A 23,967-nucleotide genomic window follows, 5' to 3' on the forward strand; every position below is an offset into this window, starting at 1 on the left:
GCGTTGCGGGCAGGGGGTGTTTCCGCTATTGAGGCCGGACCTGAAACAGGGACCGCCCCCAGCCCATGAGCCTTGTCGACACGGTCAAGAACGCGTTCGTACCGATCCATCGCGAAGGCTATCCCTTCATCGCGGCCTTTGGCGCGGCGACGCTGTTCCTCGGCTATTTCTCCTCGATCCTGTTCTGGGTCGGCCTGATCCTGACCGCCTGGTGCGTCTATTTCTTCCGCGATCCCGAGCGCGTCACGCCTGTCGACGATCGCCTGGTGGTAAGCCCCGCCGACGGCATCATTTCGGCGGTGGGGCCTGCCGTGCCACCGCGCGAGCTTGGCCTCGGCAATGTCGAGATGACCCGCATCTCCGTGTTCATGAACGTCTTTTCCTGCCACGTGAACCGCTCTCCGGTGCGCGGCCGCATCGCCAAGATCGAGCATCGCCCTGGAAAGTTCCTCAATGCCGAACTGGATAAAGCGAGCACCGAAAACGAGCGCAATGGGCTGGTCATCGAGAGCCCCAACGGTACGGTGGCGGCAGTCCAGATCGCCGGCCTGGTGGCGCGCCGCATTGTCTGCTGGACCGAGGCCGGCGCTTCGATCGGCACCGGCGAGCGTTTCGGCCTGATCCGTTTCGGCTCGCGTGTCGACGTGTTCCTGCCTTTGACCGCCACGCCGCGCGTTGCCGTCGGCCAGACGGCCGTCGGCGGCGAAACGGTGCTGGCCGAATTCGGCGGCATCGCCGGCACGCCCCTCGTACGGATTTCCTGACCGGTGGGCACGCAGTATAAAAAATTCGAGGCCCATGCCAGCGGCGGTCCCCGCATCCGCGAGATCCCGATGCGCATGGTGCTGCCCAACCTCGTCACCGTGCTTGCCATCTGCGCCGGCCTGTCCGGCATCCGCTTTGCCTTCGAAAACCGCTTTGAAACCGCCGTTGTCATGGTGCTGCTTGCCGCCTTCCTCGACGGCATCGACGGTCGCCTGGCACGAATGCTGAAAGCCACCTCCAAATTCGGCGCGCAGATGGATTCGTTGGCCGACATCGTCAATTTCGGTGTCGCGCCAGCGCTGGTGCTTTATGCCTTCCTGCTCGACCGTGCCGGCTCGCCGGGCTGGATCGCGGCACTTTTGTTCGCGATCGCCTGTGGTTTGCGGCTGGCGCGCTTCAACGTGCTCGACGACGAGAAGGCCGAGCGCCCGATATGGCAGAGTGAATATTTCGTCGGTGTGCCGGCGCCTGCTGGCGCCGTGCTGGTGATGCTGCCGCTCTATCTCTATTTCCTGCGCCTTGGGGCGGAGCCCAGCCGGCCGGCCGCCTTCGTCGCCACCGGCTTCACCATCCTGGTCGCCTTCCTGCTGGTCAGCCGGTTGCCGGTCTATTCCGGCAAGAGCGTCAAGATCCCTGGCGACAGGGTGCTGCCGGTCATCCTCGCCGTCGTGCTCTATATCCTCCTGCTGATGACCTATCCCTGGTACACGCTGACGGCATCGGTCGCGGGCTATCTGATCTTCCTGCCGTTTTCCGTGCGTGCCTACTCCAAGCGCGCCAGGCTGGAAGGCGAGAAGGTGCCGCCTTCGGATATAGGTTAGGGTCGCAGACCACGGACCAACAAATCGGTCCAGGCGGACGCGAAGCGTTCGTCGCTGACCTCGATCGAGCGCTCGGCCCAGATCGCTTCGAAGACGCGGAACATGGCGACGCTGCCGACGATGACGGCGGAGACCGCGTCGCTGTCATGGGGACGCAGTTCGCCCTGGCGCTGGCGCTCCCGCAACCATTCGGCGACTGCGTGGTACGTGCTCTGCATGATCTCGCCACGCGCCGAGGCTTTCAATTCCGGAAAGGGCTCAAGATCGCGCCACAGGATTCTGAGCACGTCGCGATTCGCGCCGAGTTTTTCCAGCATGCTCTCCACGATCCGCCGCGCCCCCTGATCGACAGGAAGCACCTGTTCGCCAAGCTCGGCGCGTCCTTCCCGCGCCGTTCCAACAAACCGGTCGATAGCCGCGGCAAGCAGCGCCTCCTTTGAGGGAAAGTGCTTGTAGAGCGCACCCGAGCCACGCGACAGGCCGGCGGCTTCCTGAATTTCGGGAACGCTGGTCCGGTCATATCCGCGCTCGGCGAACAGGCGAATGGCTTCGCGTAAAATGCGCTCGCGTCCGGCGGATGGCGGCTTCATGGCTATTCCTGTCACTCGATCCTGGTGGTGGAGATTCGGCGCCCGACAGTACCATTCTCGCGCGAAATCGTAGGATCGCTCACGGCGCGCATCCACCCTGCTCGGAAAGCCATGCCTTCCATGTTCTTTCTCCCAGCCGTTCGCTGGTTTCGACCAGGCCCAAGGAAAGGCTTATCTTTCGACTCACCGGAAACGGCAGAATGAGGCGCCGGAGCCCGAGCACATCCCGGTATTGTCGAGCGAATGTCGAGAACGGCATCACCTCGGGTCCGCCGATCTGCGGGCGGACACCGCGTTCCCCGTCGCTGACAGCCTGGGCCAGATAACTGGCGACATCGCGTGTATCGACAGGATTTGAGGGCGAAGTCGGCAGCAGCCAGACCGGCGGCGTCGCGCGGATGACCGACCAGGAAAGTGGCGACTCTCGCACAAGCTGCTCGCCCGCCAGCTTCACGCGGCTATAGGGCAGGGTGCTGAAGTCGAGGCCGACGATCGACACGAAGATGAAATGCGAGACATTGGCGCGCTGCGATGCGGCAAGCAGCCGCCGCGTGCCTTCGACGTCGACATCCGACGGACTGGAGAAGAAATCGATCGGCCGCATACCGCGCCTGGCGATCGGCGACAACGTTGCGGCATGGATGACCGTATCGACGCCGCCAAGGGCTTCATCAATGCCTTCGCCCGTTGCGAGGTCGCCAAGCGCCCATTCGACCGCCCATTCGACGGCGCGGTCCAGCCTCGCTTCCCTGGCCAGCAACCTGACAGTGTGCCCGGACGCGGTCAGTGCCGGCACGAGATCGTGTCCGAGATGCCCGGTGCCGCCGGTGACGAGGATCTTTGCCATGCTGGATCTCCTCGCCGTGCAAAGGAGGTGTCATGTCGCGCTGGCAGAAATATGCATGCTCAGCCTGCCTTAGTGAGTGAATACTCTCTCACCTTAGATTTGTCCATCTGAATCGCTGCGGCAGGATGGCGCGGTCCTTGGTCATGCGAAGACGACAGCGGGCCTCGAAAGGGGGCGTAGGTGGCAACTAAGCCGCCACGCCAAGCCCCAGCCGGTCGATCGCCAGTTTCCTGGTCGATACATAGTCGGTCTTGCCCGAACCGAGCACCGGGATTTCCTCGACCTTGACGATGTCGTTGGGCACCATCAGTTCGGCCGCACCGGCCTTTTTGCCGAACTGCCGCAGCTCCTCGGCGCTTGCTTCGTCTGCGGTGGTGACCAGCACGATGCGCTCGCCCCGCCTCTTGTCCGGCACCGCCACCGCCGCATGGTGTTCTTCCGGCCACAGCGACTGCACCAGCATCTCCACCGCGCCCAGCGACACCATCTCGCCCGCAACCTTGGCGAAGCGCTTGGCGCGGCCACGAATGGTGATGAAGCCTTCGCGGTCAACGGCGACGATGTCGCCCGTGTCGTGCCAGCCGGTCAGCGGCTGCAGTTCGCCGGGGCGGTCCGCGGTCATGTAGCCCATCATCATGTTCGGCCCGTCGAGCCACAACTGGCCGGCATCATTGATGCCTTCGACCGGCTCCAGCTTCATGCGGATGGCCGGCAGCAACCGCCCGACCGTGCCGTCGCGGCCGTGGATCGCGGTGTTGACGGCAACCACGGGCGCTGCCTCGGTCAGCCCGAAGCCCTCGATGATCTCGGCCTGGAAGCGTTCACGATAGGTGCGGCGGGTGTCCGGCTTCACCGCCTCGGCGCCGGCAACGACGAAGCGCAGGCTGGAAAAATCCCCGTCCTTGGCAGTGCGCGCATAGTTGGCGAGAAACGTGTCGGTGCCGAACATGATGGTCGGTTTCACCTTGCGCGCGATCTCGGGGATGATCTTGTAGTGGAGAGGCGAGGGATAGAGGAACAGTTTTACCCCGGTGACCAGCGGCAGGATGGTGCCACCCGTCAGGCCGAAGGAATGGAACACCGGCAGCACGTTGAGCAGGATGTCCGCCGGCGAAATGGTGATCCGCGCCTCGGCCTGCATGGCATTGGCGAGAAGGTTCTTTTGCGACAGAACGACCGCCTTCGGCGTGCCTTCCGAACCCGAGGTGAAGAGGGTCACGCCCGGCCTGGCCGCGTCCTGCCGTTGCAGTGGCAGGCGCCACAGCAAGGCGGCGGCAAGCTTGTCCAGCGTGGTGACGCTGGTCCGCACATCTTCCAGCCACAGCAGCCGGGCGCCGCCCGTTTCGGCCGCGGCGACGATATCGGCGAGATCGGCCTTCTCGACAAAGGCACGCGAAGAGACAACGGTGCGGATGACGGCCGTCCGTATCGCTGCGGTGACGCTTGCCGGCCCGGCCGTGTAGTTGATCATTGCCGCCACCCGGCCCGCCGAGAGAAGGCCGACGAGCGACAGCACGACGCCATTGGCGTTGGGCAGCATCACCCCCACCGCTTCGCCCGGCGCCGTCACCGCCTCGAAGCGCCTGCCCAGCACCCGTGCGCCGATGAACATCTTGCGGTAGCTCAAGGCCCCCGAGATGACATCTTCGATGATGGTGTGCGAGGCGCCGACGCGGTCGGCGGCGTCGCGCATGGCCAGGAACAGCCCGCGGTCGAGGTCCGTGCCGAAAAGCCGGGCCTCGGCGACGCGGTCGAACAGTGCATTGGTGTTCGAGGCCTGGTCGGGATTGCGCGCCACCAGTTCGGCGATCGTCATCGGCTCCAGGACGCTGATCGACAGCCGTGGAAACCAGTGCCGCGGTGCCCTGTCCGCCGGCGTCAGCGAGACCGGCAGATTGCGCGCGCCGGCAACGAAGATCGGCACGATGCGGGCGTCGGCCTGCATGGCGATGCGGGTGACGGCGCGAAACAGCCGGAACGTCTTGACGTCGGGCTCGACCGCGTCGGGAAGATAGACGGCGAGCCGCCCCTTGCCCTTCAGCACGCGCACCAGCCGGCGGCTGACGAAGACATGTTCTGCATTGAAGGCAATGGTGCGGCCGAGTTCGCGCCAGGGCTCGAGCCATGGCGAGCGGGCCGAGACCTCGTCGAGTATATGCAGCGTGTCGTCCGGCAGTAGCGACAGCATCAGCGCCGGCTCGAAGCGCGACTGGTGCGAGATGACATAGATGACCGGCACCGGCGCCTTGCCAGCGATCCGGATGCGATTGTCGCTGATCCGGTAGGCGAGCTTGAACGGCACGTAGAGCAGCGCCTGGGTGAAGCGCAGGCCAAGGCGGAACTTTTCCATTGCCCCGATCAGCAGCCAGGCCACAACCAGACCCGCAAGCAGCGCCAGTGTCAGGATCATGCCGCGTCTCTCCCAACGGTTTTGTCCTCGCGGCTCTTGCGGCCGCTTCGGTGGCAGAGCCTAGCGGAAGTCGGGGCAAGGTCAATGCGGAAGGGGTGCGCTTCACGCCGCCTTCAGCCGCCCGCTGATGAAGCGGAATTCCTGCGTCTTGCCGCCATAGCCATAGGCGGCTGCCGGGACCTCGTGCACGAAAGCATAGCTTTCCTGATGCACGCCGCCGAGCAGGCGGCCAAAGGCATCGAAGATCGCCTTGAGATAGGCTTCCAGTTCGAGCTTGGTGTTGGTGCCGTCGACCACCTTGATGTCGAGCCAGAACGTGTTGGTGCCGTGTTCGGCGAGCGACTTGCCGCCGGCGAACCAGTGCAGCGGATCGAGATAGGACACGGCAACCGCGGTGATCGTCGGGTCCTTGCGCAGATGCGTGGCGGTGATTTCGGTTATCTCCCTGGCGATGCTGGCCGACAGGGTTGCGTCCGGCTTACCCGTGACGCTGACATTGATGATAGGCATTTTTCATCTCCTTGGTTTCCAGCGGCGTCGTTCGCCGTTGGAGAGACCATGCCATTGTCATTGGATCAAAAAAATCGAATTGTTTTCAATAAACAGTTCGATAGTATCGAATTATGGAAACGCTCGATCCTGACCTGCTCAGAACCTTCCTTGCTTTCGTCGACAGCGGTTCGCTGGCGCAGGCGGCAGCCAGTGTCGGACGCTCGCCATCGGCGGTGACCGCCCAGATGCAGCGTCTGGAGGAGATTGTCGGCGAGCCGCTTCTGGCGCCGCAGGGTAGGGGGCGCGGCCTGACGCCGGCCGGAGAGGACCTTGTCGGGCATGCCAGGCGCATTCTTGCCGTGCATCGCGAGGCGTGGCTGGCGCTGAAGGGCGCACGCGCCGCTGGGCGCGTCGCCATCGGCACGACGCAGGATTTCGCCGACAGCGGCCTGCCGGACCTGCTGCGTGCCTTCGCCTCCAGTCATCCGCGCGTCAGGATCGAACTGCGCGTCGGCCGCTCCGCCGAACTGGCGCAGGCGTTGCAGGCCGGCAGCCTCGATCTGGCGATCGTCATGCGCCAGCACGCGGCGCCTGACGAGGTCGGCGTCCTGCGTGAGCCGATGGTATGGCTGTGTTCGGGGAAGGGCTTGGCCTCGCGCCAGGAGGAACTGCCGCTGGCGCTGCTCGACCCCTATTGCGGTTTTCGCGAGGCCGCACTCGCCGCCCTCGACGCCGCCGGCCGCCGCTACCGTATCGCCGCCGGCAGCGCCAGCCTTGCCGGCCTGCGCACCGCGGTGAACGCCGGTCTGGCGCTGACCTTGCGAACCCCGCGCTTTGCCCATTCCGGCATTGTCGAGGCGCCCCGCGAGCTCGGCCTGCCGCCGGCTCCGATGGCCGAGTTCGCGATCCGGCTGCGCTCTGGCGCCGATGCGTCCGCACGCGATCTTGCCGCACTGCTTGGCGGCAACCTGGCTCTGTCGGAACCGCTTGGCTGAGTTGGCGATGCGCGGCGTCCGCCGCCTATTGCAAAGAAAAAGCCGACCTTGCGGTCGGGCCTGTCTATTGCAAAGAAAAAGCCGACCTTGCGGTCGGGCCTGTCTATTGCAAAGAAAAAGCCGACCTTGCGGTCGGGCCTGTCTATTGCAAAGAAAAAGCCGACCTTGCGGTCGGCTTGGGAGTAGGACGGGCCGAGGGGTTTGGGGGGACTTGGGGGGGTGGCCCGTCGCATCAATAATGTCTCAGTCCGTCGATGGTTCCGTGACTGTGTCATTTTTTTTGGAAATATTTGACGATCCCTGCCGCGAGCGTGCCTTCAGCCAATCGCGGCCGGCGTGGGCGAAGACCGCGCAGAGCACGACGGCGCCCCCGACCATGCTGGCCACTGGCGGTATTTCGGCCAGGAACAGGAACGCAAACAGGATCGCGAACGGCACTTCCGCCGAGCCGAGCAGGCCGGATTCGGGCGCCGGGATGAGCCGCGAGCCTTCCGTCCACAGGATGGAAGCCAGCGCGAAGGACGCGCCGAAGGTGGCAAGCAGAACGGCGTCCCTTGGTGAAACCGCAAGCGGATCGGTGACGAACCAGCCGAGTATGAACAACAGGAAGGCCGAAACCGCGCCGGCCCACACCGCCGGCGTGTCGCGGAACGCGCGCACCATGATCATGTAGAGCGCACTGCCGGCCGTCATCAGCAGCGCCAGCCCGTCGCCGAACAGATTGCCGGTGCTAAAACCCGACCAGACCATGATGGCGACCCCGCATAGCGATACCGCCGCCGCCACCATCGTCTGCAGGCGGAACGGCTCGCGCACCAGCATCCAGGCCAGCAGGGCGGCAATGAAGGGCGACGTCGCGTAGATAACCGCGACATTAGCGACGAAAGTGAACTTGAAGGCAGAAATGAAGGCGATGCTGGCCAGCGCGCCTTCCACCGCCAGCAGCCAGCCGCGCCAGCCAAGCCGCAGCGGCTCACGGTTGCCGGCACGGTGGCGGCGCCACAGCACGTAGAGGCTGATCAGGATCGAGCCGACAAAGCCGCGCCAGCAGGTGATCGTCAGCGGATCGGCATGGATCGACTTGGTCAACACGCCGGTCAGCCCGAAAACCGCCGCCGAGGATGACACCAGCATGATGCCGAGCGTGCGTTCGGTGGTTTCCGCGGCGGCCGTGATCTCAGTCATGCCCGCAGCCTACCTTGCCCGGTCCTGACATCGTCGTGTCGGCAGTAAACGGCCATCCACATCACAGCCGCTTGCGGAAATGCTCGCCGCCGACGATCAGCAGGCCGGCGGCGACGATGAGGGCGGCACCGAAAAAGACCTCACGGCGCGGCACGTCGCCCCAGATCGCGAAGCCGAGCGCGAACGCCCACAGCAGTGATGTGTATTCGAGTGGCGCCAGGATCGATGCCGGCGTGCGCTTCATGCCTTCGAAGAGGAGATACTGCGCCAGCCCGCCGAGCGCGCCGACGCTGGCAAGAAGCAGCAATTGCGTCAGGTCCGGCGTGTGCCACCACAACAGCGCCGGCACCGCCGAAAACACCAGGAAATAGAAATTGTTGAGGAGAAGCTGGATCATCGAGCGCTCCGCAAGCGCGGTCCTGCGCAGGAGCACGATGGCGATGCCCCACAAGAAAGCCGCCGTCAGCACCAGCAATACGGGTACCGACAAGCCGAGACGGGTGGGATCGCAGGCGACAAAGACACCGGCAAAGCCGACCAGAACCGCCAGCCAGCGCAGAGCAGGCACCTTTTCGCCGAGCAGGATCACGGAAAGCACGATGACGATGATCGGAGCCGCGTAATAGACCGTGGTCAGTTCGGCGAGCTGCAGGCTGCGGGCGGCATTGTAGTAACAAAGCCAGGCGGCAAGCGTGAAGGCGCTGCGCACCAGCATCGGCAACACGACCGGCGAGCGCATGGTATCGGCGAACAATCGCCGCCCGCCGATCACCGCGCAGGCGCCGAGAATGGTGATGGAGCGGAAGAACATGATCTGCCAGACAGTCAGCCCGGCAACCAGCAGCTTGATCGAGGCATCCTGCGTCGAAAACAGGAAATAGGCCGCACCCGTCAGCAGGATTCCGGCGAGAACCCTTTCGCGTGTATCGAGAATGGCGATATCGGCCATAAGGCGTGCGCCTGCTTGCGTGAAGGCGGCTCCAGCCCCTGTCGGCTCCGCTCCCGCCAGCTATACGGGCGAAATTCTCTGCGGCGCTGCTCCAGCGCCGCGCTTGCGTTTGGGGCAGGGACCTGTCCCGGACACGGCTTCTGGCGCGGCGCGGCTGATTGGTTTAGCATCGTCTCATAAGGCCGTGAATGAAGGGCGGGCGCGTAGAACGCCGGGGAACGGACAAGGGAATTGCCGCTCAGCTGGTGCCAGATGTAGCATGCGCGGCGCGCGGCCTGACGCGCCGCTTGCGCCAGAGCGGACATTGCTGGGAGAAGGCCGATGCGGAAACTGCAGTCGCAAGGCGTCCATCACATCACGCTGGTCGGCGCCGGCCGCCAGACCTCGATCGATTTCTGGGAAGGTCTGCTTGGCATGCCTTTCATCTTCGAGCAGCCCAACCTCGACAAGCCGAGCGAAAGCCATCTGTATTTCGATCCCGGCGACGGCCGGCTGATCACCATCTTCACCGACGAGACCCGCACGGCCGTGAAGCGCCGCACCCCGACCGAGCCGGGCTGCGTCCATCACATCGCCTTTGCGGTATCGCGCGTCATCTTCCTGCAGGCGGTCGCCCGGCTCGACGAGCGCGCCGTCAAGCACAGCGGCGTCAAGGATCGCGGCTTCATGGATTCGATCTACTTCGAGGATCCGCTCGGCCTGCTGATCGAGCTTGCCTCCTACCGCTTCGAGCCGCCCGCCGGTTTCACCCATGCCGACGTCTTGATGGAGGCGCATAAGCTTCGCGTCGCGCGTGGCGACTACAATATCGCCGAAGTGCATCTGGCTGACGCCATCCAGGCTCTGGTGGAACGCGTGCGCGCGACATTGTCGGCCGACCGGGCACCCAAAAATCCATATTGAGCGCTGAACAGGCAAGGGAGGAATATGTGGCAAAGGCAATGACGAAGAGCGCAAGCAAGCCGGTGGGCAAACCAGCGTCAAAACCGGCGGCAAAAGCCGCCGCCAAACCAGCGGCAAAAGCAGCCGCCAAACCAGCGGCCAAGACGGCGTCAAAGGCAGCCGCCGGCAAGACGGTGGCCAAGGCCAAGGCGAAACCGGCAAAGAAACCGGCACTGACCATCAGCATGCTGAAGCCGAGCGTCAACAACATGACCGTTCGCGTCTTTGCCCGCGCCGCCGGGCTCGACCATGCGGAGACCGATGCGTGGGGGCTGACGCGCTCGCCGGAATACATGGCGCGCAATCCGGCCCATCTGACGCCGATGATCGAGGACAAGGGCCTGCCGCGCGGCGTGCTTTGGGAGAGCTGTGCCATCATGCAATATCTTTCCAACAAGCATGGGTTGGAGAAGTTCTACCCCAAGGCCCCAGCAAAGCGGGCAATGATAGACAGCGCCATGTTCTACCTGATCGGCACGCTCTATCCCTATGTGGCGCGCGCCACCTATCCCGCGCTCGGCTTCCCGCAATATGCCGGCGAGGTCGGTCACAGCGACGCCCACCCGGACAGGAAATCGGAGGCACAGAAGGCGGCGGTCGCTGCCATTGCCGAACCGCTCGAGGTCTTCCACTCCTTCTTCCGCGACGGCAAGCCGTTCATCGGTGGCAAGAACCCGTCGATCGCCGACATCCGCCTGGCGGCGACCCTCGAATTCCTCGCCGTCATCGACTACGCCCTACCCAAATGGGCGAAGGAGTACATGGCGGCCATGGAGAAGAAGCTCGGCAAGGCCTATGCCGGCCCAGCCGGCGACGTGCGCGGCTACATCGCCCATGTGAGGTCGCAGGCCAAGGCGTGATTCCAACCCGTTGATGGGGCGGTGAGCTGCGGAAGCAGCCACCGACTGATTTCACCGGTGGCGTCACGGTTCCCCGCCAGCTTGAAGTTGGCGGGGCTTGCGTTAGTCTGGGCGCGGATGCAGTCGAATTTTTCTCTCGACCGGCTTGAACGCTGGAGCGGTGGCGTGGCCGCCGCGGCCCTGGCGGCAACGCCCGAAGACTTGTCGGCCCGCTTCAGCGCGGCGGCAGGCGTGCTGCTTGGCTCGGATCGTGTCTATGTTGGCTTCTATCGTCGCGATATAACGTCCCTGACCATCGACGATGCCGGACCCGATCGCTGGAACCGCGACTATGATGCGCGCATCTATCGCCAGGATCCCTTCTTTCAGAGGTTCGCCAGCACCAGACAGGATTTCCTGCTGCCCTTGTCGGCTCTCAGCCACGGCGATTTCCAGCGCACGCCCTATTATCGCGAATTCTACGGGCCCTCCGGCAGCTTCGATGAAATAACGGGCGTCTTCAATCTCGACGGACTGACGGCCGGCTATGTGACCTTTCTGCGCCGCAACGGCGCACCGCGTTTTGGCGAGCATGATCTGGCCGTGGCCGGCGCGGCGAGCAGCGCGACGAAGCTCATTCTGCAAAGGCTGCTTCATTTGTGCCGCCTTCGGGACAAGGGGTCCGCACTCGAAGCCGCGGGGTCGCAACTGAGCGCCCGGGAAAGGCAGATCGCGCGGCTGCTGATCGAGGGCGGCAGCGCCAAGACGATTGCGCGAAACCTGTCGATTTCACCCGGCACCGTGCGCAACCACATCAAGCAGGTCTACCGCAAGCTCGGTGTGCACTCCCAGGTCGAGTTGCTGGCCGCCGGCTGGGAGGCTCCGCGCACCTGACGGTGTCGTTTTGCCAGCTTCACTGTCCCGTCACGACGCGTGTCCACATGCGGTTCTGCAGGCGCAGCAGCTTTGCGTCGTTGTTCTCGACCACGAACAGCTTGGCCTTTACGTCATCGGGTGGGAAAACGCCGGGATCCTTGGCGACGGCCTGATCCATCAGCGGCAGGGATTCCGGGATCGCATTGGCATAGGAAACATAGCTGGAATTGGCCGCCGCTATGTCGGGCCGCAAGTTGAAATCGATCCAGGCCTGGGCATTCTCCGGATGCGGCGCATCCTTCGGCACCGCCATCGTATCGAAGTTTATCAGCGTGCCTTCCCTGGGAATGGAATAGGCAATCTCCAGCTTCTTCGCGGATTCCGCCGCGCGGGTCTTCGCCTGCAATATGTCGCCCGACCAGCCCAGCACGACACAGATGTCGCCATTCGCCAGGTCGTTGATGTATTTCGACGAGTGGAAGTAACGGATATAAGGCCGCACCTTGCCCATCAGTTCTTCAACCTTGGCGAGGTCGTCCGGACTGGTCGACCTGGGGTCGATATGGAGATAGTTCATAGCTATCGGAATGATCTCCGCCGGGGCATCGATCATGGCGACGCCGCAATCGGAGAATTTCTTGACGACGTCGACGTCGAAGACCATGGCGAACGAATCTGTCGGCGCGTCCGGCATCCGTTGCTTGATGGCAGCGACATTGTAGCCGATGCCGTCCGTGACGGCCATGTAAGGCACTGCGTGCAGGTTCTGCGGATCCGCGCCCGCGATCAGCGACAAGGCTTGCGGATCGATTTTCGAGTGGTTTGAAAGCTTCGATCCGTCGAGTGGCAGGAAAGCGCCCGCCTTCACCTGGTTCTTCAGAAACGGAAAGGCCGAGGGATACACCACGTCATACCCCGAGCCGCCGGTGAGCAGTTTCGTCTCAAGGACCTCGTTGCCGTCATAGACATCGTAGCGGACCTTGATACCTGTCTCCTTCTCGAACTTCTCAGCCGTGTCCGGCGCGATATAGTCGGACCAGTTGTAGACGTTGACGACCTTCTCGTCGTCCGCCCGGGCGCCGCCGAAGCAGATGCCGCAGGCAAGCGCAGCGCTCAGGATTGGGATGAGCAGGGAGCGCATGAGTGTCCTCCTTTCGCGGGTGCGGCCGATGCGGCGCACCGTTCCAATTTCACTTTCGGCACGCTTGCCGCTCAACGCCGCTGCGGCGCATAAACGGGTAAGGTGATACAGGCGACATTGCCGCCGCCGAGCAGAATTTCGCGGGAGTTCTCGATGCCGACGATCTTGTGGTCGGGGAACAGCGTGGCCAGCTGTTGCTTTGCCTTCCGGTCGAGATCGCAGCCGAACTCCGGCACCACCACGACGCTGTTGCCCGGATAGTAGTTGATGTAACTCGCCGCGATCCGGTTGCCCGTTGGCCGCGCCCAGGTCGAATCGACCCGGTCCAAGCCCTCGCTTTCCTCGGCCGTCATTTCGATCGGCAGGGGATGGTGCAGCCGATGAACCTCCAGGCTGCGGCCACGCGCGTCACGGGCCGAACGCAGCACCTCCTCGGCTTCGCGCACGATCTCATATTGCGGGTCGTCCCGCTCGTCGGTCCAGCTCAGCGCCGCGACGCCCGGACGAACGAAGCAACAGAGATCGTCGACATGACCATCCGTCTCGTCGAAAGCAAAGCCACGCGGCAGCCAGATGATGTCGTCGACGCCGAGATAGTCGCCAAGCCGGCTCTCCACCTCGGCTTTGCCGAGTTGGGCGTTGCGATTTCGATTGAGCAGGCATTGCTCGGTCGTCATCAGCGTTCCCTGGCCATCGCATTGCAGGCCGCCGCCCTCGGCGATCAGCGGCGCGCGGTAGCGGTCCATCCTCTCGATCTCGAGCACTTTTTGTGCGGCAAGGTCATCGAGATCCCAAGGCGAGTAGAGGCCGCCGTCAAACCCGCCATATGCGTTGAAGATCCAATCGACGCCGCGCACGCCGCCTTGGTCGTTGACGACGAAATTGGGGCCGCTGTCGCGCAGCCAGGAATCGTTGGTGGACATCTCCACGACGCGCACCTCGGCGGGCAAGCGCGCTCTGGCGTTCCGCCATTGGCGGCTGGATGCCGCCACGGTCACGGGTTCGCTTTGAGCGATCGCGGCGGCGACGTCGGCGAACAGCTTCTGGGCGGGCTTGGCGCCCTGGCGCCAGGTGTCCGGCCGCTCCGGCCAGATCAGCCAGCAGCCTGATTTGGGTTCGAATTCGCCAGGAGCGCGAAACCCATCCTGTCTCGGTGTGGTCGAGAGCGTATGTGACATTGTGGGACTGCCGGAAAATGGAACGACGAAACTTTCCCGGATCAGAAGGTTTTGGGGCCTTGTTCGTCAATGTCCCATTTGGGATAGCTTGATCACTGCGCCAGTCCCCTGGCCTGCGTTCGGCTGGGGCCAGCACCATTGGCCCCGGGCCTAGGTTGCCCGAAATTGCGGGGTCTCTATTGTTTATTGCGTCGCCTGGTAAAGTTCCGAAGCGGCCTCTTTCAGCGCGTGTCGGCCGTCCGGCTTGAAATACATCATGTGTCCACCTTCAACGACGTCGAGGCGGATCGGCCTGGCGCCGGCGAGCGACGGAATCTGGCTGACCAGATAACGCGACGCCAGGTAGGGAGTGACGAGATCGGTGTAGCCGTTGACGATGACGACGCCCAGCGCGGGATTCAAGGAGCGTGCCCGCTGCAAATCGTCCATCACGCCAGCATAGCCTTGGCGCGAGGCGCTCGTCCCATAGTCCCAGTTGTGGCTGATATCGTCGTTCAGTAAGCGGTAGCTAACATCGGTGCGAAAGTTCAGCTCGTCGCGAGCGTAGCCGACAAAGGCCGAGGTCAGCGCCGGCACACTGCGGTCCAGCACCGGATCGGGACCGGCGATCCGGGCGCTCTGAGGCGCTATGTCCGCCGTCGCGATCATACCGTCATAGGGGCTGAGCACCTTGCCCGTGGCACGGCCAAACTCCCTTGCGAAGAGCGAGGTCGGGACGCGGGCGAAGTTGCGGTGAACGAGGTCGAGTGGCAGGCCGGTGATCTCCGCTACGCGATCGCTGGCCAGCCGCCCGCCTTGCTCCAGCCCACTGGCGAGCGCGGTGAGGTACTCGCCAAGTGCATAATGCTCGATATCGGCGAGCTTTTCCCGCAGTGCATCGCCGTTGAAACCTTCACTACGCAGGCGAACCGCGGCGAGCGAGGGTAGTTCGAGAGCCCAATGCAGCGGCTCGAATTCGTCGGGCTGCACCAGGGTGAATTCCAGCGCCGGCGAGATCAGCACGATGCCGCTTGGGCTGATGCCGATATCTTCCTGCAGCGTCCTGGCAAGCAGTGCCGCCCGGAACCCGCCATAGCTCTCACCGGCGAGGAACAGCGGGGATCCCATGCGGCTGTTTTGGGCAAGATAGAGCCGGATAAACGCACCGATAGAACTGGCGTCCTGCCTGACGCCCCAGAAGTCGTGCGTATCCTGGCCAGGCGCCTCGCGACTGTAGCCGGTTCCCACCGGATCAACGAAGACGAGGTCGGTCATGTCGAGCCAGCTGTCGGGATTGTCGATGAGCTTCTGCGGCGAGGGGAGGAATTCCCCGTCGGCTCCGGTCGCCACGATGCGCGGTCCAAGCGCGCCGAGATGCAGATAGGCTGAAGCGGCGCCCGGGCCGCCATTGAACGCGAAGGTGATTGGCCGCGGTGCTTCCGTCGCCATGCCCTCACGCGGTTTCAGCGTATAGGCAACATAGAAAATCTCCGCCGTGACCTCGCCCTTGCCGGAGAGCAGCGGAAGCGTGCCGGCCTTTGCCTGGTACCGCAGACTGTGCCCGGCAATGGTGATCGAATGGTCGCTGATCTCGGGTGAGGGCAGCAGCGACAGCACACCACCCGCGGGCGCTGGCCGCTCTGGCGTTTCAGCCAAGAGGGGCCGCGCGAAGCCGGCAAGCATGAAGAGGACAAGGGAGACGAGTTTCAGCTTGGAACGCATGAGGCCTCCGCGGTAACGACTCCCGCATAGGTATGGCCGAGGCGAATGAAGTCAAAGGGAATAGACGAAGGCGAGCCCACTGCTATCCCGTCGACACCGGTTCCTGACAGCTTGGATCGTCACTCGGATTGGCTCACACCTCTCGCACGACCGTGCTATCAAGACAGAAAGCCGTTCGAAAGGAACGAAAATGGACGCGACCGAACTCAAGGCCATGCAGGCGCCGCTGAAGCAGGCCTACCGCGACGACGCCGCGCAAGCACTGATCACGCTGAGAGCGAAGGGTTCGATCGACGAACAGTCGGTGGCCTGCAAGGTCGAGACGGGCAAGGCGATTGCCGTCGCTGGCCTTCATCCGGCAACAGGCGGCTCGGGGCTCGAGCTGTGCTCCGGCGACATGCTCCTCGAGGCACTGGTGGCCTGCGCCGGGGTGACGCTGAAGGCGGTGGCGACGGCGCTCGAGTTCAAGCTCGGCGCCGCGACCGTTGAAGCCGAAGGCGACCTTGATTTTCGTGGCACACTCGGTGTCGCCAAGGATGCGCCGGTCGGTTTTCGCGCCATCCGGCTCAGTTTCGATCTCGACACGGACGAGCCGCAGGAGCGGATCGATTCGCTGCTGAAGCTGACCGAGCGCTATTGCGTGGTGTTCCAGACCATCAACCAGAAGCCGGAACTGACGGTGAGCGCGCGGAGATGAATCACAAGGCCCGCGGCAGCGGGCCTAGAGCGGTTCAGAGTTTGATAGAATCTCTGACCCGCTCTAACTTCTTGTTTTACGCAATTCCCAAGGGGAGGCCCTACGCGCTTCTTCCGGGAAAACCGCTGCACACTTTTCCTGGAATTGCTCTAGTGATACCTGATGCTTACTGAGCTGCCGGCTCTTCGGCGTCGCCTTCGTCGGTGAAGGGCGAGGCGCTCGGCACGCACTGCACGGACCAGCCCGCGGGTGTCGGCTGCTTCTGATACTCGGTGATGGCGGCGGCGCACTGTTCGCGCTTGTCGAAGGTGCTGGGCAGCACAACCATGCCGCCCTGTGGGCCGGCGATTACCAGATACCAGACCAATGCTGCGGTCGTAGCCATGGAGTTTTCCTTGTTCTGCCCCAGCAGGGCGCTTGGTGTGGGAGTCTTCCGATCCTAACAACTCCTCCGAAATGACGAAAGCATGACCGCCGCCGCGCGCCCTTCTCCCTTAGATCACAGCCGCGTGATCATCCGGCGGATTTTCGGACTGGCCTGTTGCCGACGCCACGGTTCAGTCGGTCGCAAAACAATAGAGCAGGCCGTCGCCACCTGTGCCTTTCAGCGCCTCCTGGCTGCAGCCGCCACGAGAGGCGTGCGAGGAATTCCATGACTTTGCCGCCGCCGAATCGTCGAGACCGGTGCGGTCGTGATGGCCCATCATGGCCGCCCCTTCGGCGCCGCTCATCGTCCAGTCGCCGCAGGTCTGGTCGGCGATCCGGGTGCCGTCAGGCTTGGATCCCGTCAGCATATCGTGCCGGTTGGGAATATCGCCGCGACCGTTGACCGTCTCGCCCTTCTCATTCAGCGCGGTCTGCTTGGTGATGCCGTTGGCGTCGCTGTGCAGGGAGGCGACATTATCCGCGATCTTGGCGCCCTTGGCGTTGAACCAAGGCCCCTTGCCGATGCGGTCGCGCGCATCCTCGGCGCTGGTCGAGAGATAAGCGTGCCAGCTCTTGCCGGTGACGCCGGCGGCTTCGGCAAGCGATGCGCAATGGGCATCCGCGCCCTTCAGGCCACCGAGATCGGCGCCCTTGCCGGAGCCGACACTGGTGACGAAGAAGCTCATTTTGGTATCTTGGGAAACAGCCACACCGACTGTAGCCCCAAGGGCGGCGGTGAGAGCGGCGGCAACGATAACGAATCTGCGCATGTCGGTCCTCCGGTTTCGAATGTCCTACGTCAGGAGAACGTAGCCGAAGGCTCTTTTAATCCGTTTCGAACCCGAGTTTTATTCCGGTTGCCGATAGGTGACGAAGCGGTTGTGCTTGGCCTGGAAGATCAGGCCGGTCTCTTTGAGGTCCGGGCTGGCCAGCGGCACGATGCGTTTGGCGATCTCGGAGGGGTGCGGCAGCGTCTCGGGATCCTCACCGGGTACGGCTTGCGCGCGCATCGCGGTGCGCGTGGCGCCGGGGTCGGCGGCGTTGACGCGCAGCGGCAGGCTTTGCGTCTCATGCGCCCAGGAACGCATCATTGTTTCGACCGCCGCCTTCGATGCCGCGTAAGGCGCCCAGAACGCGCGCGCGGAATGCGCGGCATTGGAAGACAGGATAATCGCCCGGCCGGCATCCGAAAGCCGCAGCAGCGGGTCGACGGAGCGGATCAGCCGCCAGGTCGAGGTGACGTTGATGGTCATCACCTTTTCGAAGGTCTTGGCCTCGACATGGCCGATCGGCGAGATGACGCCGAGCACGCCGGCATTGGCTACGAGAATGTCGAGCTTGCCCCAGCGCTCATGGATGGCGCCCCCCAACCGGTCGATGCCGGCCATGTCGGCGAGATCGAGCGGGACCAGCGTCGCCTGGCCGCCGGCCGCCTTGATCTGGTCGTCGAGTTCTTCCAGCCCGCCGACAGTGCGGGCAACCGCGATGACATGGGCGCCGGCGGCCGCCAATTCCCTGGCGATGAAATAGCCGATGCCGCGCGAGGCGCCGGTGACGACCGCAACGCGGCCGGTAAGGTCGAGGGTCATGCGATGCTTCCGGAACTCTGGCTAGAGCAATTCCAGGAAAAGTGTGTAACGGTTTTCCGTCCGGAATTGCGTAAAAACAAAGAGTTAGAGCGGTTCGGCGATTCTATCAAACGCTGAACCGCTCTAAGCTGGTGACGGTCCGGCAATCCTACGCCCCGCTTGTCGCCAGCAGCGACAGCGTGCGCACATTGTCGTGGCCTTCGAAGTCGAGCAGGCGGGTCGGGTACTGGCCGGTGAAGCACGCATCGCAGAACTGCGGCTGTTCGTCGTTGCGGCTGGCCTCGCCGACGGCGCGGTAGAGCCCGTTGATCGAGAGGAAGCCGAGTGAATCGACGCGGATGAATTCGGCCATCTCTTCCACCGACATGCGCGAAGCGAGCAGCTTCGACTTCTCCGGCGTGTCGACACCGTAGAAGCACGACGCGCTGGTCGGCGGCGAGGCGATGCGCATGTGCACTTCCCTGGCGCCGGCGTCACGCACCATCTGCACGATCTTCTGGCTGGTGGTGCCGCGCACGATGGAATCGTCGACCAGCACCACGCGCTTGCCCTCGATCATGCGGCGGTTGGCGTTGTGCTTGAGCTTGACGCCCATGTGGCGGATCGAATCGCCGGGCTGAATGAAGGTGCGGCCGACATAATGGTTGCGGATGATGCCAAGCTCAAAGGGAATGCCTGCCGCCTGGCTGAAGCCGATCGCCGCCGGCGTGCCCGAGTCCGGCACCGGCACGACGATGTCGGCCTCGACCGGGTTTTCCTGCGCCAGTTCGGCGCCGATGCGCTTGCGCACCTCATAGACATTGCGGCCCTCGACCGAAGAGTCGGGCCGGGCGAAATAGACATATTCGAAAATGCAGAAGCGGGTCTTCTGCGGTTCGAACGGGAACAGGCTCTCGATGCCCTTCGAGGTGACGACGACCATCTCGCCGGGCTTCAGATCACGCACGAAACGGGCGCCGATGATGTCGAGCGCGCAGGTCTCGGAGGCCAGGATCCAGGCGCCGTCGAGATCGCCGAGCACCAGCGGGCGGATGCCGAGCGGATCGCGGCAACCGATCATCTTCTTGGCCGTCATCGCCACCAGCGAGAAGGCGCCCTCTACCTGGCGCACCGCGTCGATGAAGCGCGAGTTGAGATCGCGCTCCTTGCTGGTCGCGACCAGATGCAAAAGCGTCTCGGTGTCGGAGGTGGAGGAGAAGATCGCGCCCTGCTTCTGCAGCGCGCGCTGCACGGTCATGGCGTTGGTGAGGTTGCCGTTATGGGCGACGGCGAAGCCGCCATCGGCCAACTCGGCGAAGAAGGGCTGGATGTTGCGCATGCCGGCGCCGCCTGTCGTGGCGTAGCGCGTGTGGCCAATGGCGCGGTTGCCCTGCAGGCTGTCGATGACGCGCTGCTTGGTGAAGGTGTCGCCGATCAGTCCGACATGGCGTTCGACATGGAACTGGGTGCCGTCGTAGGAAACGATGCCGGCCGCTTCCTGGCCACGATGCTGCAGCGCATGCAGGCCGAGCGTGACGATGGCCGCCGCATCCTGCCGGCCAAAGATGCCGAAGACGCCGCATTCGTCATGGAAATGATCGTCAGCCTCGGCGGAAAGCACGTCGTCTGCGTCTGCCATCTTAAGCTCCGCTAAAATCGCCATATAAGGCGGTCGCGCGTCGAAAGCAACGCACTGCATGCGATCGTTCACATGGATCGATCGCCAGACGTCCCGTTCGGACCTCAGTTCGCCGGCGCTGGCGCCGGCTTGGCCGTGTTGTCGGCGGGACCGGCGTCGTTGTCGTCGGGCGCTGGCGCATTGGCGTCGTCGCCACCGGCTGGGGCATCCGCCGCCGGTGCGTCGGGCGCGGCGGGCGTCTCGGCGGCCGGCTGATTCGGATTGAGCTTCTTGAGGATGGCGTTTTCCGGATCCTCCGGCAGCAGGCTTTCCAGCCTGGCGCCGATCTGTTCCAGCAGCGGCCGCGACTTGGCTTCCGTGACCCAGGCCGGGGCCTTGGCGCCGGCCAGCCAGTTGAAGAACAGCAGCGCCACCGCGACGACCAGGACGCCGCGCGCGGCGCCGTAGAGGAAGCCGAGCGTGCGGTCGAGCGCGCCGATGCGCGAATCGATGATCCAGTCGGCGAGCTTCATGGTGATGACCGAGACCACGATCAGCGCGATGATGAAGACGACGCCGGCGGCAGCGGCCATGGCGATCTTCTCATTGTCGATATAGGGCTTCAGGTAGGGCAGGACCGGCTTGTAGAAGAAGAAGGCGGCCGCCGCCGCCGCCGCCCAGGACACCACCGAGAGCACTTCGCGCGAAAAACCGCGAACCATGGCGAGCATCGCCGAGACCAGGGTGAAGCCGACGAGAATTCCGTCAAGCAGCGTAATCGGCATGTCTTTCGCCCCACTCTGTCTTGCTCACCACCGGATGAGCCGCGTCACTCTTCATCGTCGGCACGGCTTCGCCGTGAGCCGGCTATGCGCGCCACGAGGTCGGCAAGCTCGGTGGGTTGGAAAGCGCCGGCCCCGATCCCTCCAGCAAGTTCCTCGCTGCCCAAGGGCAGAACCGCGCTACCAAAACCCAGCTTTTCGGCTTCCTTGAGGCGCTGCTGCGCATGCGCAACCGGCCTCACCGCGCCCGAAAGGCTGATTTCGCCGAAATAGACGCAATCGGCGGGAAGGGCAAGACCGGTGAGCGAGGAAACCAGTGCCGCGGCGACCGCAAGATCGGCCGCCGGCTCGCTGATGCGGTAGCCGCCGGCAACGTTGAGATAGACGTCATGCTGGCCGAAACGGACACCGCAATGCGCCTCCAGCACCGCCAGCACCATCGATAACCGAGCCCCGTCCCAGCCGACCACCGCCCGGCGCGGCGTGCCGAGCGAGGAGGGCGCGACCAGCGCCTGGATCTCGACCAGGACGGGCCTGGTGCCTTCCATGCCGGCGAAAACCGCTGCTCCCGGCGATTTCGCGTGCCGTTCGCCAAGGAAAAGTTCGGACGGGTTGGAGACCTCGCGCAGACCCTTGTCCGACATTTCGAAGACGCCGATCTCATCGGTCGGTCCGAAGCGGTTCTTCACCGTGCGCAGGATGCGGAAGTGGTGGCCGCCTTCGCCCTCGAAATAGAGCACGCCGTCGACCATGTGCTCGACCACGCGCGGACCGGCGATCTGGCCTTCCTTGGTGACATGGCCGACCAGCACGATCGCGGCACCCGTGGATTTGGCGTAGCGGATCATTGCCTGGGCGGCAGCGCGCACCTGGGTGACCGTGCCCGGCGCCGAGTCGGCTAGGTCGGTCCACAGCGTCTGGATCGAATCGAGGATGACCAGATCCGGCCGCTTGCCGTCGGCGATCGTGGCGAGGATATCCTCGACATTGGTCTCGGCCGCCAGTTCCACGGGCGCCGACGCGACGCCGAGCCTCTGCGCGCGCAGCCTGATCTGGGCAACCGCCTCTTCGCCCGAAACATAGACGATGCGGTGGCCCTTGGAGGCAAGAGCGGCCGCGGCCTGGGTGAGCAGCGTCGATTTGCCGATACCGGGATCGCCGCCGACCAGCAGTGCAGAGCCCCGGACGAAACCGCCGCCGGTGGCGCGGTCGAGTTCGCCGATGCCTGATATGATGCGCGGCGCGTCCTCGATGTCACCGGAAAGCGTGGTCAGCACCACCGCGCGTCCCTTGCGGGCATTGCGCGTGTTGGCAGGCCCCGAGCCGATGCCGCCCGACGTGCCTTCCTCGACCAGCGTGTTCCACTCGCCGCAGGCATCGCATTTGCCCGCCCAGCGCTGATGCACCGAACCGCAATTCTGGCAGATGAACTGGACGCGGGATTTGGCCACGCTTTTACCTTCCCGCCCGGTTGCGGGCGCGGCGATCCTTCGCGCGCCCCTCTGTCCGGCAAGGCAGAAGGGGGCGCCGTAGAACGCCTTGCTTCCGCATTTCTGTTGCGACCGCTGGCAAGAGGCTACTCGAACCTCTCCGCGATGTGGTGCTCTTCGGCCAAATCAGAGAAGCGGGTGAATTCGCCGTGGAAGGCGAGCGTGACCGTGCCTGTCGGCCCGTGGCGCTGCTTGGCCACGATCACCTCGGCCTTGCCGCGCATCTCGTTCATCTCGTTTTCCCACTTGACGTATTCCTCGGTGCCGAGCTTCGGCTCGCGGTTCTTGAGGTAATATTCTTCGCGGTAGACGAAGATGACGACGTCGGCGTCCTGCTCGATCGAACCGGATTCGCGCAGGTCGGAGAGCTGCGGGCGCTTGTCGTCGCGGCTTTCGACCTGACGCGAGAGCTGCGACAGCGCGATGATCGGCACGGTCAGTTCCTTGGCCAGCGCTTTCAGGCCCGTGGTGATCTCGGTGATTTCCTGCACGCGGTTCTGCGAGGACTTGGCGGATGAGCCCTGCATCAGCTGGATATAGTCGATGACGATCAGGTCGAGGCCACGCTGGCGCTTCAGGCGGCGCGCGCGGGCAGACAACTGAGCAATGGAAATACCACCGGTCTGGTCGATGAACAGCGGGATCTTCTGCATGGTCTGCGAACAGGCGACCAGCTTTTCGAAATCCATTTCGCTGATTTCGCCGCGGCGGATCTTCGAGGAAGAGATTTCCGTCTGTTCGGAAATGATACGGGTCGCGAGCTGTTCGGACGACATTTCGAGCGAGAAGAACCCGACGACACCGCCATTGGCCGCCTTGAACGAGCCGTCGGCTTGTTGTGCCGGCACATAGGCCTCGGCGACGTTGAAGGCGATGTTGGTGGCGAGCGATGTCTTGCCCATGCCCGGACGCCCGGCAAGCACGATCAGGTCGGAGGGCTGCAGGCCGCCCATGCGGCGGTCGAGATCGCGCATGCCGGTGGCGAGGCCCGACAGACCGCCGTCGCGCATATAGGCGGCGTTGGCCATGTCGACCGCGGTCTTGACCGCGTCGGTGAAGCTCTCGAAGCCGCCGTCATAGCGCCCGGTTTCAGCCAGTTCGAACAGGCGGCGCTCGGCGTCCTCGATCTGTTCGGAAGGCGACATGTCGACAGGTGCGTCATAGGCGATGTTGACCATGTCCTCGCCGACCGTGATCAGCGCCCGGCGCGTCGCCAGGTCATAGATGGCGCGGCCGTAATCGGTGGCGTTGACGACGGTGACGGCTTCCACCGCCAGCCGGACGACATATTGCGCCACCGTCATGTCGCCGACCTTTTCGTCGGCCGGCAGGAAGGTCTTCAGCGTGATCGGCGTCGCCGCCTTGCCCATGCGGATCAATTCGGCCGCGACGTCGAAGATCTTGCGGTGCAGGGGTTCATGGAAATGACCGGACTTCAGGAAATCGGACACCCGGTAGAAGGCATCGTTGTTGACCAGGATGGCGCCAAGCAGCGCCTGCTCGGCCTCGATGTTGTTGGGCGATTCGCGATAGAGCGGTTGCTCCGCCACGCCGAATTTTCGCGCTGCCTCTGCCATGATGTCCCCAATTTCGATCCCGCCCTTTCGATATCAGAACTGGACAAGTCGGTGCTGACTTATCTGCAACAGCCCGTG

At 64.0% G+C, this 23,967-nt stretch carries 23 protein-coding genes; 7 read left to right on the forward strand and 16 right to left on the reverse strand.

The features are described from left to right. Positions 1 to 65: 65 nt before the first annotated feature. Both EN850_RS00940 and pssA read left to right on the forward strand, forming a co-directional pair. Positions 66 to 764, forward strand: a complete 699-nt coding sequence (locus EN850_RS00940) for a phosphatidylserine decarboxylase (RefSeq protein ID WP_127278715.1) — start codon at positions 66 to 68, stop codon at positions 762 to 764. A gap of 75 nt (positions 765 to 839) precedes the next feature. Then, on the forward strand, positions 840 to 1,586 hold the full coding sequence (gene pssA / locus EN850_RS00945; protein WP_245464392.1) for a CDP-diacylglycerol--serine O-phosphatidyltransferase: 747 nt from the start codon (positions 840 to 842) through the stop codon (positions 1,584 to 1,586). Here the strand turns inward: pssA and EN850_RS00950 are convergent. The 4 genes from EN850_RS00950 to EN850_RS00965 all read right to left on the reverse strand — a co-directional run bounded on the left by EN850_RS00950 (position 1,583) and on the right by EN850_RS00965 (position 5,943). Continuing rightward, positions 1,583 to 2,272: a TetR/AcrR family transcriptional regulator gene (locus tag EN850_RS00950; protein WP_135928191.1), complete on the reverse strand. Its 690-nt coding sequence runs from the start codon at positions 2,270 to 2,272 to the stop codon at positions 1,583 to 1,585. The two genes, pssA and EN850_RS00950, sit on opposite strands and share 4 nt — an antisense overlap. Next, positions 2,256 to 3,023 (reverse strand): NAD(P)H-binding protein, encoded by a 768-nt coding sequence (locus EN850_RS00955; protein ID WP_136090412.1) that lies wholly within the window; start codon positions 3,021 to 3,023, stop codon positions 2,256 to 2,258. Before EN850_RS00955 ends, EN850_RS00950 begins: the two co-directional genes overlap by 17 nt. A 187-nt stretch (positions 3,024 to 3,210) precedes the next feature. After that, entirely contained in the window at positions 3,211 to 5,433 is a 2,223-nt protein-coding gene (locus EN850_RS00960; RefSeq protein WP_136090413.1) for an AMP-binding protein, read from the reverse strand. A gap of 102 nt (positions 5,434 to 5,535) precedes the next feature. Continuing rightward, positions 5,536 to 5,943 carry a 4-oxalocrotonate tautomerase family protein gene (locus EN850_RS00965; RefSeq protein ID WP_136090414.1) on the reverse strand — a complete coding sequence of 136 codons (408 nt, stop codon included), beginning with the start codon at positions 5,941 to 5,943 and terminating at the stop codon, positions 5,536 to 5,538. Positions 5,944 to 6,056: 113 nt separating this feature from the next. Between EN850_RS00965 and EN850_RS00970 the strand changes: the two genes are divergently transcribed. Beyond that, entirely contained in the window at positions 6,057 to 6,920 is an 864-nt protein-coding gene (locus EN850_RS00970) for a LysR substrate-binding domain-containing protein (protein ID WP_136090415.1), read from the forward strand. 243 nt (positions 6,921 to 7,163) lie between these two features. Here the strand turns inward: EN850_RS00970 and EN850_RS00975 are convergent, their stop codons facing one another. Then, a complete protein-coding gene (locus tag EN850_RS00975; protein ID WP_136090416.1) occupies positions 7,164 to 8,105 on the reverse strand; it encodes a DMT family transporter in 942 nt (313 codons plus the stop codon). A gap of 61 nt (positions 8,106 to 8,166) precedes the next feature. After that, complete coding sequence (locus tag EN850_RS00980; protein WP_136090417.1) at positions 8,167 to 9,054, reverse strand: DMT family transporter; 888 nt, start codon at positions 9,052 to 9,054, stop codon at positions 8,167 to 8,169. A gap of 321 nt (positions 9,055 to 9,375) precedes the next feature. Between EN850_RS00980 and EN850_RS00985 the strand changes: the two genes are divergently transcribed. From EN850_RS00985 to EN850_RS00995, 3 genes are all read left to right on the forward strand, one after another. After that, entirely contained in the window at positions 9,376 to 9,957 is a 582-nt protein-coding gene (locus EN850_RS00985) for a VOC family protein (protein ID WP_136090418.1), read from the forward strand. 38 nt (positions 9,958 to 9,995) lie between these two features. Beyond that, positions 9,996 to 10,856, forward strand: coding sequence for a glutathione S-transferase family protein (locus EN850_RS00990; protein WP_246689120.1), 861 nt, complete (start codon positions 9,996 to 9,998; stop codon positions 10,854 to 10,856). A gap of 165 nt (positions 10,857 to 11,021) precedes the next feature. Beyond that, positions 11,022 to 11,729 carry a LuxR C-terminal-related transcriptional regulator gene (locus EN850_RS00995; RefSeq protein WP_245512021.1) on the forward strand — a complete coding sequence of 236 codons (708 nt, stop codon included), beginning with the start codon at positions 11,022 to 11,024 and terminating at the stop codon, positions 11,727 to 11,729. Between the two features lie 19 nt (positions 11,730 to 11,748). Here EN850_RS00995 and EN850_RS01000 read toward each other — a convergent pair whose 3' ends face one another. From EN850_RS01000 to EN850_RS01010, 3 genes are all read right to left on the reverse strand, one after another. After that, complete coding sequence (locus EN850_RS01000) at positions 11,749 to 12,852, reverse strand: polyamine ABC transporter substrate-binding protein (RefSeq protein ID WP_136090420.1); 1,104 nt, start codon at positions 12,850 to 12,852, stop codon at positions 11,749 to 11,751. Positions 12,853 to 12,923: 71 nt separating this feature from the next. Beyond that, complete coding sequence (gene aguA / locus EN850_RS01005) at positions 12,924 to 14,030, reverse strand: agmatine deiminase (protein WP_136090421.1); 1,107 nt, start codon at positions 14,028 to 14,030, stop codon at positions 12,924 to 12,926. Positions 14,031 to 14,213: 183 nt separating this feature from the next. Further along, positions 14,214 to 15,731: a peptidase S10 gene (locus tag EN850_RS01010; RefSeq protein ID WP_136090422.1), complete on the reverse strand. Its 1,518-nt coding sequence runs from the start codon at positions 15,729 to 15,731 to the stop codon at positions 14,214 to 14,216. Positions 15,732 to 15,921: 190 nt separating this feature from the next. Here EN850_RS01010 and EN850_RS01015 point away from each other — a divergent pair, with 190 nt between their 5' ends. Further along, positions 15,922 to 16,428: an OsmC family protein gene (locus EN850_RS01015; RefSeq protein WP_136090423.1), complete on the forward strand. Its 507-nt coding sequence runs from the start codon at positions 15,922 to 15,924 to the stop codon at positions 16,426 to 16,428. Between the two features lie 166 nt (positions 16,429 to 16,594). On the opposite strand, the gene EN850_RS01020 is transcribed toward EN850_RS01015, so the two are convergent. The 7 genes from EN850_RS01020 to EN850_RS01050 all read right to left on the reverse strand — a co-directional run bounded on the left by EN850_RS01020 (position 16,595) and on the right by EN850_RS01050 (position 23,889). Beyond that, positions 16,595 to 16,813: a hypothetical protein gene (locus tag EN850_RS01020; RefSeq protein WP_127278756.1), complete on the reverse strand. Its 219-nt coding sequence runs from the start codon at positions 16,811 to 16,813 to the stop codon at positions 16,595 to 16,597. Positions 16,814 to 16,985: 172 nt separating this feature from the next. Continuing rightward, positions 16,986 to 17,624, reverse strand: a complete 639-nt coding sequence (locus EN850_RS01025; protein WP_136090424.1) for a hypothetical protein — start codon at positions 17,622 to 17,624, stop codon at positions 16,986 to 16,988. A 78-nt stretch (positions 17,625 to 17,702) separates the two neighbouring features. Next, the gene (locus EN850_RS01030; RefSeq protein WP_127871424.1) at positions 17,703 to 18,443 is read right to left on the reverse strand and encodes an SDR family NAD(P)-dependent oxidoreductase; all 741 of its coding nucleotides are present in this window, start codon (positions 18,441 to 18,443) and stop codon (positions 17,703 to 17,705) included. Positions 18,444 to 18,591: 148 nt separating this feature from the next. Further along, positions 18,592 to 20,061, reverse strand: a complete 1,470-nt coding sequence (gene purF / locus EN850_RS01035; RefSeq protein WP_127278759.1) for an amidophosphoribosyltransferase — start codon at positions 20,059 to 20,061, stop codon at positions 18,592 to 18,594. 104 nt (positions 20,062 to 20,165) lie between these two features. Next, a complete protein-coding gene (locus EN850_RS01040) occupies positions 20,166 to 20,825 on the reverse strand; it encodes a CvpA family protein (protein WP_136090425.1) in 660 nt (219 codons plus the stop codon). 44 nt (positions 20,826 to 20,869) lie between these two features. Next, positions 20,870 to 22,273 (reverse strand): DNA repair protein RadA, encoded by a 1,404-nt coding sequence (radA, locus tag EN850_RS01045; protein ID WP_127871425.1) that lies wholly within the window; start codon positions 22,271 to 22,273, stop codon positions 20,870 to 20,872. Between the two features lie 125 nt (positions 22,274 to 22,398). Next, positions 22,399 to 23,889 (reverse strand): replicative DNA helicase, encoded by a 1,491-nt coding sequence (locus tag EN850_RS01050; protein ID WP_127871426.1) that lies wholly within the window; start codon positions 23,887 to 23,889, stop codon positions 22,399 to 22,401. Positions 23,890 to 23,967: the final 78 nt, after the last annotated feature.

The sequence above is a fragment of the Mesorhizobium sp. M8A.F.Ca.ET.207.01.1.1 genome (genome assembly GCF_004794715.1).
Taxonomy (GTDB): domain Bacteria; phylum Pseudomonadota; class Alphaproteobacteria; order Rhizobiales; family Rhizobiaceae; genus Mesorhizobium.